Source organism: Microbacterium sp. JAI119, assembly GCF_013410135.1.
Lineage (GTDB): Bacteria > Actinomycetota > Actinomycetes > Actinomycetales > Microbacteriaceae > Microbacterium > Microbacterium oxydans.
Genome location: NZ_JACCCK010000008.1, coordinates 67,909 through 80,277 on the forward strand (window position 1 = coordinate 67,909; position 12,369 = coordinate 80,277).

At 67.7% G+C, this 12,369-nt stretch carries 11 protein-coding genes; 4 read left to right on the top strand and 7 right to left on the bottom strand.

The window, feature by feature from the left end; genetic code table 11:
* Nucleotides 1–6 precede the first annotated feature (6 nt).
* The 3 genes from HDC31_RS19605 to HDC31_RS19615 all read right to left on the bottom strand — a co-directional run bounded on the left by HDC31_RS19605 (nt 7) and on the right by HDC31_RS19615 (nt 3,159).
* Entirely contained in the window at nt 7–924 is a 918-nt protein-coding gene (locus HDC31_RS19605; RefSeq protein ID WP_058631077.1) for a carbohydrate ABC transporter permease, read from the bottom strand.
* The gene (locus HDC31_RS19610; protein ID WP_046748129.1) at nt 921–1,826 is read right to left on the bottom strand and encodes a carbohydrate ABC transporter permease; all 906 of its coding nucleotides are present in this window, start codon (nt 1,824–1,826) and stop codon (nt 921–923) included. Before HDC31_RS19610 ends, HDC31_RS19605 begins: the two co-directional genes overlap by 4 nt.
* A gap of 91 nt (nt 1,827–1,917) precedes the next feature.
* Nucleotides 1,918–3,159, bottom strand: a complete 1,242-nt coding sequence (locus HDC31_RS19615; RefSeq protein WP_113680801.1) for an ABC transporter substrate-binding protein — start codon at nt 3,157–3,159, stop codon at nt 1,918–1,920.
* Between the two features lie 201 nt (nt 3,160–3,360).
* Between HDC31_RS19615 and HDC31_RS19620 the strand changes: the two genes are divergently transcribed.
* The 4 genes from HDC31_RS19620 to HDC31_RS19635 all read left to right on the top strand — a co-directional run bounded on the left by HDC31_RS19620 (nt 3,361) and on the right by HDC31_RS19635 (nt 8,038).
* Nucleotides 3,361–4,545, top strand: coding sequence for an ROK family transcriptional regulator (locus HDC31_RS19620; protein WP_179516441.1), 1,185 nt, complete (start codon nt 3,361–3,363; stop codon nt 4,543–4,545).
* The gene (locus HDC31_RS19625; protein WP_113681143.1) at nt 4,542–5,567 is read left to right on the top strand and encodes a Gfo/Idh/MocA family protein; all 1,026 of its coding nucleotides are present in this window, start codon (nt 4,542–4,544) and stop codon (nt 5,565–5,567) included. The genes HDC31_RS19620 and HDC31_RS19625 overlap by 4 nt, the downstream gene beginning before the upstream one ends.
* Entirely contained in the window at nt 5,564–6,589 is a 1,026-nt protein-coding gene (locus HDC31_RS19630; protein WP_179516442.1) for a Gfo/Idh/MocA family protein, read from the top strand. The genes HDC31_RS19625 and HDC31_RS19630 overlap by 4 nt, the downstream gene beginning before the upstream one ends.
* 444 nt (nt 6,590–7,033) lie before the next feature.
* The gene (locus tag HDC31_RS19635) at nt 7,034–8,038 is read left to right on the top strand and encodes a magnesium and cobalt transport protein CorA (RefSeq protein ID WP_045263009.1); all 1,005 of its coding nucleotides are present in this window, start codon (nt 7,034–7,036) and stop codon (nt 8,036–8,038) included.
* Between the two features lie 298 nt (nt 8,039–8,336).
* Here HDC31_RS19635 and HDC31_RS19640 read toward each other — a convergent pair whose 3' ends face one another.
* The 4 genes from HDC31_RS19640 to HDC31_RS19655 form a co-directional block, all read right to left on the bottom strand.
* On the bottom strand, nt 8,337–10,514 hold the full coding sequence (locus HDC31_RS19640) for a S8 family serine peptidase (protein WP_179516443.1): 2,178 nt from the start codon (nt 10,512–10,514) through the stop codon (nt 8,337–8,339).
* 134 nt (nt 10,515–10,648) lie between these two features.
* Nucleotides 10,649–10,984: a hypothetical protein gene (locus HDC31_RS19645; protein ID WP_113680073.1), complete on the bottom strand. Its 336-nt coding sequence runs from the start codon at nt 10,982–10,984 to the stop codon at nt 10,649–10,651.
* Between the two features lie 85 nt (nt 10,985–11,069).
* Nucleotides 11,070–11,600 (bottom strand): hypothetical protein, encoded by a 531-nt coding sequence (locus HDC31_RS19650; protein WP_061016051.1) that lies wholly within the window; start codon nt 11,598–11,600, stop codon nt 11,070–11,072.
* A 73-nt stretch (nt 11,601–11,673) separates the two neighbouring features.
* A partial coding sequence (locus HDC31_RS19655) for a glycosyltransferase family 2 protein (RefSeq protein ID WP_218867956.1) occupies nt 11,674–12,369 on the bottom strand: 696 nt, incomplete at its 5' end.

A 12,369-nucleotide genomic window follows, 5' to 3' on the forward strand; every position in this document is an offset into this window, starting at 1 on the left:
TTCTTCTCAGCCCTTGATGCCCGTACCGGCCACGCCCTCCTGCACGTACCGCTGAGCGATGAGGTACGCGAGGAAGATGGGCAGCAGCGCCACGACCGAACCGGCGAGCATGGTGCTCAGCGGAACGTTCTGCTGCTGCAGCGACGAGATGCCGACGGTGAGTGTGAACATCGCGTTGGACTTCGCGATGATGAGCGGCCACAGGAAGTCGTTCCAGTGCCACAGGAAGACGAAGATGCCGAGCGTCGCGAGGATCGGCTTGCACAGCGGCAGCACGATCCGCAGGAAGATGCGGAACTCGCCGGCGCCGTCGATGCGGGCGGCCTCGAACAGCTCGTCCGGGAGTCCCGAGATGAACTGCCGCATCAGGAACACGGCCTGCGCGTTGGCGAGCGAGGGCAGGATGAGGCCCCAGTAGGTGTCGACACCGCCGAGGTTCGCCATCAGGATGAACGTCGGGATGAGGGTCACGTGGAACGGCACCATCACCATGGCGAGGAACGACCAGAACATCACCTCTTTGCCGCGGAACCGCTTCTTGGCGAAGGCGTAGCCGGCGAGCGCCGACAGGAACAGCACCGCGACGACCGAGACGAGGGAGTAGATGAGGGTGTTGCCGAGCCATCCGAGGATGTTCTGCCCCGCGAGCACCTGCTCGTAGGCGTCGAACGAGATGTCCTGGAAGGGCAGCAGCGAGCCGGGGAGCTCGACCACCATGCCGGGCTTCAGGCTCAGCACGACCATGGCGTAGAACGGGAAGAAGCTGAGGATCCCCGCCAGGCTCAGCCAGATCCATCGTCCGACGATCCCCCACCCCGTCGGCTGGAGCGCACGATACGCCCGGCGCTGCTTCGACGACGTCTTGGCCGGCTTCGGGGTCGTGGACGTCTCGGTCGGCGTCGGCGGCTGCATCAGAGCGGTCATTTCTGCTTTCCGATCACCAGGCGCTGGATGAGCGCGACGACGAGGGTCATGATGAACAGGGCCACGCCGATCGCGGCCGCGTAGCCGTAGTCGAAGTAGCGGAAGCCCTGGTCGTAGAGCATGTAGACGAGCGAGTAGCTGGCGTTCGCCGGCCCGCCCTGAGTCATCACGTAGATGACGTCGAACACCTGGAAGGCGGCGGTCGTCTCGATCACCGCGAGGAAGAAGAAGGTCGGCCGCAGCACCGGAAGGATCACGTAGCGGAAGCGCTGCCAGGCGTTCGCGCCGTCCATCAGAGCGGCTTCCTCGAGCTCGCGCGGCACGTCCTGCAGCGCGGCGATGAGGATCATCATCCCGTAGCCGAACCGCGACCAGACGCCGACGACGACGATGGCGGGGATCACGAGCACGGTGCTGCCGAGCCAGGAGCCGCCGAGCCCCAGCGGAGTCATCAGCGCGGACCACGGCCCGTTGGCGGAGAAGATCCAGACGAAGATCGACCCGGCGAGCACGAGCGAGGTGATGACGGGGAGGAAGAAGATCGAGCGGAAGAAGCGCGCGCCCCGGAAGGCCCGACGCACGCCGAGGGCCATGACGGTCGAGAGCACGAGCGCGATCGGCACGGCGAACACCGTATAGATCAGTGTCGTACCCATGGCCCGCCAGAACAGCGGGTCGGCGATCATGCGCTGGAAGTGGTCGAGACCCCGCCAGGAGATCTCGCCGGTGATGTCGTAGTCGAAGAAGCTCAGTGCCACACCGGCGATGCTGGGGCCGAAGCGGAAGGCGATGAACAGGAGGAAGGCGGGGAGCACGAACAGGAAAGCGATCCGCGCCTCGCGTCGTGCGATCAGCCTCGTCACCCGCCCTGCGGGCTTCTTCGCCGTGGTTGCCGTGGTCATCAGTGCTACCTCACGTGGGGAGAGGGACAGGGTGCGGGGGCATGCGGAGTTCGGGTTCCGCATGCCCCCGGTCGACTACTTTCTCGATCGACTACTTCTTGATCAGAGGAGCCGCAGCCGTCGCGGCATCCTTCAGTGCGTCCTCGGGAGACTTGTCGCCGAGGAGGGCGGCCTGGATCTCGGGGGCGAGCACACCCATCAGCGCGCGGGACGAGGCGTTGAGCTCACCCACGGTGGTGTCCGGGACGTACTTCTCCACCTCGCCGAGCAGCGGGTCATCCGCGTACAGAGGCTCGGTGGTGCTGAGCGCCGAGAAGTAGCCGGCTGCCTTGAGGTAGGGCTCGACGACGTCCGCACCGGTGGCGTACTCGACGAACTTGGCCGCCGCGTCCTGCGCCTTGGAGCCCTTGAGCACCGAGAGCGAGCCGACCGTGCCGTAGGCCACGGACTCCTTCTCGGTCAGCGGCGCCAGCACCTTGACGTTCTCCTCGCCCCAGAACGGCACGACCTCGTTGACCGCGTTGTTCCAGGTGCAGGCGACCTTGCCCTGAGCGACCGCGGTCTGCTCCAGCGGCACGTTCGTGGTGAGCGCCTCGGGGTCGAGCGCACCAGCCTCTGCCAGGTCGGTGAGGAAGGTGAGCGCCTGCACGCCCTCCTTGCTGTCGAAGCCGACGTCGCCGTCCTTGGTGTAGACCTCGCCACCGGCCTGCCACAGCAGCGGGTAGTACGTGAGGTTCAGGGTGTTCTCGGCCGATGCCGGGTAGTTCAGGGCGTACATGCCCTTCTCCGTGAACTTCGGCGCCATCGCGGTGATGTCGTCCCAGGTCTCGGGGTACTCCGTGACACCGGCGGCCTCGAAGGCGGCGGTGTTGCAGATGAGGGGCTGGGCGCTGGTGAGGATGGGCGCGCCGAGGATGTCGCCGTCGAGCGTGACCGACTTCTTCACGTTCGGCAGCAGGTCGTCCTGTCGCTCCTGGCTCAGCAGATCGTTGAGCGGAGCGATCGACTTCTGGTACGCCGCGAGCTGATCGGGGATCAGGTAGACGACGTCGGGCCCCTTGCCTGCGGCGATCGCCGTCTGCAGCGCCTCGTCGCGGTTGGCCCACGGGAAGATCTCGTACTTCACGTTGACGTTCTCGTTCTGCTTCTCGAAGTCGGCGATCGTCGAGTCCCAGAAGTCCTTGTGCACCGCCTCGTCGGCGATGACCGGGTAGAGCCAGACCGTGATGTCCTGCTCACCCTCTGCGGTGTTGCCTCCGCCGGCCGAACATCCGGCCAACAGGGTGGCGGCCGCGAATCCCGCGACGACGCCGGTGATCTTGCTGACGCGCATGGTGCTCCTTTGCTTATACCGTGCTGAGTACGGTTCATTATGACACTGCAATGGGATAATTCGTCAAGTACAAGTTCTCAGGCCCGTGTTTCAGCGGTGTTTCCGGTTCGAGAACAACAAAGCTTGATCTGAGAATTCGGTGTGCTAATTTGATCGCACCCGACGTTGATCGCAACGAAGCCGGAGAAGAGGGGGCAGCACATGGCCGTGACAGGTCCGCTTTCGATCGTTGCTCGATCCGCACTGCAGCTGCGTGATTCCGGCCCCGCCACCGTCAACGATCTGTCTCGTTCCCTCGAGATCTCGCGCACCTCCGTCGAGAATGCCGTGACTGCCCTGACCGACTCCGGTCTGATCGTCGACGCCCCCGCGCAGAACGCCGGCGGCGCGGGTCGACCGGCCCGCCGCTACTCGTTCCACGCCGCCGCCGGAACCGTCGTCGGCGTCGACATCGGCGTCGCGAGCGTGCGGGTCGTGCTGGCCGACCTGGCCGGACACGTGATCGCGCAGCGCAGCTTCCCCGGCGTGGCCGAGCGGCCCGATGGCGCGTCCAAGCTGGCTGCCGTGATCGAGGACGTGCGGGGTACGCTCTCCGCGGTCTCGATCCCGGGATCGAAGGTCCGCGCGGTCGGCGTCTCGCTTCCCGGCATCGTCGACGACACGGGGCGCGTCACCACCTCGGTCGTCATCCCCGAGTGGTCGGGCATCGACATCGGCTCCCAGCTGCGCCAGGCGTTCGGCTGCCCCGTCGCGGTGGACAACGGCGTTCGTCTCGCGGCCGTCGCCGAGCATCACCTCGGCGTCGCGCAGCTCGTCGACGACGTCATCTACCTGTCGGTCGGCAATCGCATCGCGATGGGACTGATCCTCGGCGGACGCCCGCGCCGCGGAATCCACAACGCTGCGGGCGACATCGGCCGCCTCGCCTTCCGGGGACTGAACACCGAGACGGGCCAGATCACGTGGCGCACCGCCCCGACCGCTGCCGAGGTCTTCGCGAAGGCGCGCGGCGGTGACGCGGCCGCACAGCAGGAGCTCGACGGATTCATCGGCGAGCTCGCCCATGGCATCGCGACCCTGATCATGACGGTCGACCCGGCCATGATCGTGATCGGCGGTGGACTCTCGGCCGCGCATGAGCAGCTGCTCGACCCCCTGCGCGCGGCACTGCCCGGCCACCTCGGCCTGCCGTTCCAGGTGCCGATCGCGGAAGCGCGCCTGGGCGCCGAAGCCGCCGCCCACGGAGCGGTCGTGCACGCGTTCCAGCGGCTCGCCGCCGAGATCTACGGCATCGAGGACATGCCGGCTCCGCCGATCACCCCCCTGCGGGTCGCACCTTCGGTAGCCGCTGACCCGACCGACGAGACAACCGAGGAGAAGCAGTGAGCACGTTGAAGGTCGGACTCATCGGCGCGGGCGGGATCTCCCGCGTGCACGCCGACGCCTGGCGGGCGCTCGGGGTGGAAGGCTACGTCACCTCGCTCGTCGGAGCAGAGGAGATCGCCGCGGAGTACGGGTTCGAGCTCGTCGACGATGTCGACACTCTCATCGGCCTGGTCGACATCGTCGACATCGTGACCCCGAGCAGCACGCATGCCGACTTCGCCCTGCGCGCCATCGCCCGCGGGCTCGACGTGATCTGCGAGAAGCCGCTCGCGGAGACGGCTGAGATCGCAGCGACCGTCGCCCGCGCCGCCGAGGAAGCGGGCGTGCGCCTGTTCCCCGCCCACGTCGTTCGGTACATGGGCGAGTACGCCCAGATCAAGGCGGGCATCGACGCCGGTCGGATCGGCACGCTCGCCGTGCAGCGGTTCAGTCGGGCAGGCTCCGCCCCGCAGACCCCGTGGTTCTTCTCGGAGCGCGCGGGCGGCGGTGTCATCCGCGACCTGATGATCCACGACATCGACCAGGCGGTCTGGTTCGCCGGACCCGTCGAGTCGGTCTACACGGTACAGAACCCGCCGACCGTCGACGACCGCGTGCCCGCACCGGTCACTGCACACGTCGTGCTCACGCACCGCAGCGGCGTCATCAGTCACATCCACGGCAGCTGGGTCGCGCCGGGTATGCCGTTCCGCACGAGCGTCGAGGTCGCGGGGTCGGAGGGTCGCCTGCGCTACGACAGCGCCGAGGACAACGCGCTGCGCACCGACGCCGTGCTTCCCGAAGCCGACACCGACTACCTGCCGCCGATGTCGCCGCAGGAGAGCCCGTACTTCGCCGAGATCGCCGACTTCGTGGCCGCCCTGCGCGAGGGGCGCGACGCCAGGGTCAGCCCGGCGGACGGAATCGAGGCCGTCGCCGTCGCCGAGGGCGCGTACGCCTCGATCGCCTCCGGCGCCCCGGTCGCTCTGACCGTCACCACTCCCACATCATCTGCACGCACGGCCGAGGAGGCCACTCGATGACCGCCACCACCCCGCTGCGGATCGCCGTCCTCTCGTTCGCGCACACGCACGCTCTGAGCTACGTCCACGCGCTCAACGCGATGCCCGGCGTCGAGCTGATCGCCGCCGACCCCGACGGTGCCACGGCGCCCGACGACGCACCCCGAGGAGCGACACTGGCGGCGGAGCTCGGTGTCGCCTACGTCGAGACCTACGACGAGGCCTTCGCCTGGAAACCCGATGCGGTCGTGATCGCCGCGGAGAACTCCCGACACCGCGCCCTCGTCGAGCGCGCGGCCGCCGCCGGGGTGCACGTGCTGTGCGAGAAGCCCCTGGCCACGACGGTCGAGGATGCGATCGCGATGCGCGAGGCGTGCGAGCGTGCCGGTGTGATCCTGATGGTCGCCTATCCGGTGCGGTTCGCCCCGAGCGTGCGCGATGCGATCGCCGAGCTGCGCAGCGGACGCCTCGGCACGGTGCTGGGCGTCACCGGGATCAACAACGGCAAGCTTCCGCAGGACCGGACCTGGTTCACGGATCCGGAGCTGGCGGGGGGCGGCGCACTCGTCGACCATGTCGTGCACTGCGCCGATCTGCTCGACGAGCTGCTCGGCGAACGTGCCCAGTCCGTCCGCGCCGTGTCGAACGGGATCCTGCATGCGGAGCGCGACCTCGAGGTCGAGACCGGCGGCCTGGTGACGATCCAGTACCCGAGTGGGGTCATCGCCACGATCGACTGCTCCTGGAGCTGGCCGATGAGTTCGGCCACCTGGGGTGGACTCACCCTGCAGGTGATCGCCGAGCGCGGCACCGTGACCGTCAGCCCCTTCGCCAAGGGCGTCGCCGGGCACGATGCGCGCGGCGAGACATGGAACCCTGTGGGCGCCGACCTCGACGCGCTCCTGCTCGACGAGTTCGTGCACGCCGTGCGCCAGGGACGCCAGCCGCAGCCCGACGCCGGCGTGGGCATCCGTACCGTCGAGATCGCCAAGGCCGCCCAGGCTTCGGCAGCTCGCGGCGGCGAGGTCGTCACGCTCGTCTGATCCACCGAAGCTCCGACCATCGTCCATCGACCCTGGACAAAGGTCGCTATACGGTGTTGACTGAACCGGGCCGCACGCCCGATCACCCGACTGCGGTCGGGGCGCCGCGAGTCGGCAGATCAGGATCCGCCTTCGACCCGAACGAAGGCGGATCCTGATAGCCGACGGGTCGAGGCAGCCCCAGCGGGGCCGGCGCTCAGCATCGAGGAGTATGCTGACCCCTTGGGTCGTTCGGCCCGACGAGTCCCGAAAGGTGGTGATGGCGATGTCCGGTGATAGTTACGACGCCGCCTTCGCTGCGTCGAGACTCCCTGCGCTAGCGCGTTGACCCTCTGGTCCGCTTTCGCACGTCCTTCCCCGCAGCCGTCGGCGGCGTCATCCGCCCCCTGACGAACCGCGCACGGAGCTCTCCGCTGCCGTGCGCCTGCGAGAACGGAGCCGATCATGGCCCTCATCGACAACGGCGTGTACGTCCACGGACGTCGCGTGGAGACCCCCAAGAACCTGGACGAGACCTACCGGATGCTGGACGCCGCCGGAGGCATCGCGTGGATCGGCCTGTACCGACCCAGCCCGGAGGAAGTGGCGTCCGTCGCTCGCGAGTTCGACCTGCATCCGCTGGCCGTCGAGGACGCCCTGTCCGGCCACCAGCGGTCGAAGGTGGAGCGCTACGGCGACACCCTGTTCGCCGTCCTCCGCCCCGCCCGGTACCGCGACAAGGAGGAGTCGATCGAGTTCGGCGAGCTGCACCTGTTCGTGGGCCCCGATTTCGTGGTGACGATCCGGCACGCCGAATCCCCGAACCTCGCCGCCGTGCGCGCCCGCATGGAGGCGAACCCCGAGCTGCTCGCGATGGGACCGGAGGCCGTGCTCTACGCGATCCTCGACGAGGTCGTCGACGGGTACGAGCCGATCGTGGCAGGGCTGCTGAACGACATCGACGAGATCGAGGACCAGCTCTTCGGCGACGGCGACGACGACAGCGCGCTCTCCCGCCGCATCTACGAGCTGTCCCGCGAGGTGATCAACTTCCAGCGGGCGGTGCATCCGCTGAACGGCATGCTGGAGTGGCTGCGTCGGGGCTCTGCGAAGTACCGCATCGACGAGGAGCTGCAGCGCTCCCTGCGCGATGTGCTCGACCACACGATCCGTGTCAACGAGAAGATCGACTCGTTCCGGGCGATCCTGGAGAACGCGCTGACCGTGCACTCCGCACTGGTCGCCCGGCGTCAGACCGAGGCCGGGTTGGCGCAGAACGACGAGATCAAGAAGATCTCCTCCTGGGCGGCGATCATCTTCGCCCCGACGCTCGTCGGCACCGTGTACGGGATGAACTTCGACGTGATGCCCGAGCTGCACTGGGCCTTCGGCTACCCGATGGCCATCGGCGCGATGCTCGCCTTCGCGGTCGGCCTGTTCGGGGTGTTCAAGTACAAGAAGTGGCTCTGACACGGGCATCGCTCATCGTTGGCGGCGGGTGCGGGCGAGGTCCGACGACCGACCGTAAGAACTTCACCCGTTCGTCGTCTTGCTCATGCCACGCTTGCTCGGCGCGTCGACAGGATGGGGATCCGTCACGCAGGCGGACGGTGAAGCCACCCGGCTCACCATCTGGTCCGCAATCAAGCACGCGGCTGCGGCGGGGATCTTCCCGGACCCGTCGCAGCCGCACTCTCCACGGGTAGGGGGGCGAAGCCGATCGCACAGGGATATGCAGACAGTGGACCGGTCTTCGCCCGTGCACGCGCTACTTCACGACGATCACCGGGAACGACAGGTCACCGGCGCCGGCACTCACCGGGATCTGCAGCTGAACCTTCTGCGCCGAATCGAGCGTGAGCTTCCAACGCAGGCCCCTGTCGGTGCGCTCGACCTCGCCTGTCGGGGGCACCGGGACCTCGAAGCCGTCGTAGTCGGCGAGGTCGATGTCCACCACGGCCTCCCCGCCCGACGCCCCTGCGTTCGTGAGGTCGAGAAGGATCAGGCTGTCATCAGCGCCCGCCTGCGGGGCGATCTGCACCGAGTACGACATTGCGGATGCCGTATGGACGGAGAACTTCGTTGGGGCTGTCACGGCCGACATGTCCGATCCGACGAACGTGCGCGCCGTCAGCTCATAATCCCCTTGCGGAAGTGATGCAGTGGTCGACCACCGACCGTCCATGCCTACCTGCACGAACCGGACGAACGGCGTGAGCTCGCCGACGAAGACGTGCACACGCACCAGAGAGCCGGGGACTCCCGTGCCCGTGATGTTCGTGCTCTTGGCATAGACCGTCGATCCGGCGACGGGGGTGACCACAGTCGGAGCCGCTGGGGATTCGCGGATGATGACCGGGGCGGATGCGCTTCCGCCCGTGAGGGTGGCCTCCCCCAGGGGTGCGTCCGCGGGAACGTCGAAGACGGTGGCGAAGCGACCGGCGCCGTCGGTACGCACCTTCTCGACAGCGTCGCCGATCTTCAGGTCGACGGTGGTGTTCGCCGGGTATCCGCTGCCGTTGACGCGGAACGGCTGCCCGGTGAGGGCGACCTTCGAGTAGACGCCGACCGCCGGAGTCGAGCTTGCTCCGGCGTCGACGAGTCCTGCCCCGACCCGGTCCGCGCTGAGCCCAGCGAGCGGATCCGCCGTGTCCGTGATGCGCTGGGTCAACTGGTCCGGCGTGAGACCTGGAGTCTCCGAGAGGATGCGGGCGGCGACCCCGGCCACGTGCGGGGACGCCATCGACGTTCCGGGATACAGCGCGTAGACGGAGCCGTCGTCCTGGCGCGGCACTGCTGACCACACGAAGCCCGGCGCGGTAACCGTGACCTTGCCCGCACCGTAGTTCGAGAATCCCGCACGCACGATCGCGCCCGTCGCCTCGTCCTGATCCGCGGCAGCGACGGCGATGACACCCGGCAGCGCGCCAGGTGCCTGAAGACAGGAGGAGTTCACCGGCCGAGGCTCGAGCGTCCCGTCGTTCGGACTCATCTCATCCGTGCTCATGGTGGCGAGATCCTGACCCTCATTACCGACCGCGGCGACGTTCAGCACGCCCTGGTCGTGGGAGTAGGCGTACGCGCGACGGAGCGCTTCGAGAGCCGCACCCTGTGAGTCGACATCAGCGCACCAGAGGTACCAGGGGTCGACGTAGTAGCTGTGGTTCACGATCGGGATGTCGTGGTCAGCAGCCCACATGGTCGCGCAGATGCTGGCCTCCGGGTAGATGTGGCCGTCGTCGTTGACGACCTTGATCGAGGCGACGCGCGCGTCAGGGGCGACGCCGACGATGCCGGTGCCGTTCGCCGCTCCCGCCACGCTGCCGGCCACGTGCGTGCCGTGCGCGCTCGCGCCGTCGGTTCCCGGCTGCCACGCCTCGGGTCTCGTGTCCGGTACGCCGTTGACGGTGCAGCCGACGGACAACGCCGGGTCGATCTGGCCGGCGAGGTCCGGATGTCCGGTATCGATGCCGCTGTCGGCGATGCCTACCACCACTCCCTTCCCCGACGGTGACGTCGCCCCGATGGCGACGGTGTTCCACGCGGTGCCCTCGGCCGGCATCGTCGTCGGCTCCGTCGTGTCGCCGGCGATCGGTGGCCCGGGTGCGGTCGGCGTGTCCGGATCGGTCGACGTCCGGGTCGGGCCAACGGACTGGACCCAGGCGAGACTCTCGAGCTGAGTGGGGAAGTCGCCGTCGGGTGCGCGGGCGACCGTCACCCCGATCTCGGGATAGGTGATCAACAGCTCCCCGCCGGCGCCTTCGATGGCCGACCGCAGCACATCCGCGCTCGGCGCTTCTGGTCTCGTGTTCACCACCCAATTCAGTGCGGACTGCTCCGCTGCTGCGGCGACGGGCACGGCGGCCGTCAGCGGGGCGCTCATCGCGAGTGCCGCGCCGACGGCGAGGACTGCACAGGTGCTGCGGACGATCACGCGGCTGGTCATTCAGGTCTGCCTTTCCGCAACGCTCGACGGAACACCGTCGAATCGAGTTCTCTCCTGCGTACAGGAGTGAAAGGTCGCGGCACCATTACGCGATCCGGTTGCGATCGGCGCGTTCCGCCTGCGGGCGTTGAGTCCTACTCCCGGCGGAACATCCCCATCAATGCGGGTAGAGCGACCATGCCCACCAGCCAGAACGCCGCGCCCCAGATCACACCATCGGCGATGAACGGCAACCACTCGTATTCGGTCGGATAGGCGATGCCCGTTCGACCGGTCAGGCGCAGAACCACCTCTGCCGGATAGGTGGCGAAAGGGTTGGACGAATGGTCCTGCGAGACCCACGGAAGAGGGAAGCCGAACGAGACGGATGCGAGGTCGGCGTCGGACCTCACGGGGATCCGCTGGACCGTGGTCACCCACCAGGCGACGGCGAACCCCGCAACGATCGCGCCCAGCACGGACAGCACCACGCGTGCTGCTCCCCCGACACGATACGGAGAAGACGCAGCAGAACGAGGATCCGCGGTCATCAGCAGGAGGTCGGCACTCAGCAGATCAGCTGTCGGAGCGGCTGATCTCGTCGAGCAGGTCGTCGAGGGTGTCGAAGTCGATCGTCTCCGAGCCGTCGAGGTCGCGCACCTCGACGCCGTCGACCTCGAAGTCCTCGTCGAGCTGCACGAGGATGCGCGACTCGGGGAACTGCTTCGGCGCGAGGAAGGCGAGAAGCACCGCGTCGGCGAACACGACGACCGAGGTGGCCTCGAGATCATCGCGCAGGTCGATCTGTTCCGCGACGGGCTCGTCGTCGACGGCATCCTCGATGTCGGCGACGATCTCGTCGATCACCGAGCGCCACCGAGACTCCCCGACCGAGAGGGTGCGGGCGACTGCCGCGACCAGCGCCTCATGATCCACGTCATCGCTCTGGACGTCCTCCAGCTCCGGATCGACGTTCACGTTGACGGTCGTACCGGCGGCGTCGATGATCGCGCGCCCGTACACCAGCCCGTTCTCGGCGATCGGATCCTCGAGCAGTCCGCTCTCGACGATGCGGGCCAGGAGGGTGTCGAGTGCAGGCGAAGTCATGCCTCCAGTCTTTCGCATCTCGCTCGTGCGGGGGCTGCGAGCCGTGAGTTCGCCGGAACGGGCGTCCCCCGCATCACACCTCGACGGCGACCGAGCCCCCGACGACGACGTGCGCTTCCGCATTACGTCGCGTCTTCGCCCAGCCGTTCTTCCGGCGCATGATGCGCAGGAAGGCCCGCGCGATGCAGATGTACATGTAATACACGTAGAGCCAGACACCCAGCCCCCACATCAGGGCCGTGAACCAGCTGGCCTGCGGCTCGCAGCGCACCTTGTAGACGAAGCCCCAGACAGCGAAGGGGGCGATCGAGAACACCGAGAGAAGTCCGACGAGGCCCAGGACGCTGCCGAGCGCGAGCTGCACCTGAGCGGGATCCTGGATCAACAGCGAAACCTGCGCACCCACCAGGATCGTGAATGACAGCGCGCCGAGCATCTGCAGGAACGGGAGGACGAGGTAGTAGCTGGTCTCGATCACACCCGCGCTGTCGACATGAGGAGACTTCACCACTTCGCCGATGTACTTCACGCACTGGATGTTGCCCTGCGCCCAGCGCGTGCGCTGTGTGAGGAGACGGCGGATGGACGGGAGCGCCTCCTGGTTCACATGGGTGTCGTAGACGTGCTTGACCTGGAAACCGGCGAGCACGACGTGCACGCCCAACTCGTAATCCGGCTCTTCGGACATCCGGTGGGGGTCATGGGGTGAGTCCGCCGGCGGCGAGGAGCATGCGGAGCCGGTAGTTGTGCCGGTTGCGGTAGCCGCGGG

Excerpts from the sequence above, each read along its gene's own strand:
- HDC31_RS19635 (WP_045263009.1), top strand. The coding sequence starts at position 7,034 with ATGGCCCTCATCGACAACGGCGTGTACGTCCACGGACGTCGCGTGGAG.
- HDC31_RS19615 (WP_113680801.1), bottom strand. The coding sequence starts at position 3,159 with ATGCGCGTCAGCAAGATCACCGGCGTCGTCGCGGGATTCGCGGCCGCC.
- HDC31_RS19620 (WP_179516441.1), top strand. The coding sequence starts at position 3,361 with ATGGCCGTGACAGGTCCGCTTTCGATCGTTGCTCGATCCGCACTGCAG.
- HDC31_RS19605 (WP_058631077.1), bottom strand. The coding sequence starts at position 924 with ATGACCGCTCTGATGCAGCCGCCGACGCCGACCGAGACGTCCACGACC.
- HDC31_RS19630 (WP_179516442.1), top strand. The coding sequence starts at position 5,564 with ATGACCGCCACCACCCCGCTGCGGATCGCCGTCCTCTCGTTCGCGCAC.
- HDC31_RS19610 (WP_046748129.1), bottom strand. The coding sequence starts at position 1,826 with ATGACCACGGCAACCACGGCGAAGAAGCCCGCAGGGCGGGTGACGAGG.
- HDC31_RS19650 (WP_061016051.1), bottom strand. The coding sequence starts at position 11,600 with ATGACTTCGCCTGCACTCGACACCCTCCTGGCCCGCATCGTCGAGAGC.
- HDC31_RS19640 (WP_179516443.1), bottom strand. The coding sequence starts at position 10,514 with ATGACCAGCCGCGTGATCGTCCGCAGCACCTGTGCAGTCCTCGCCGTC.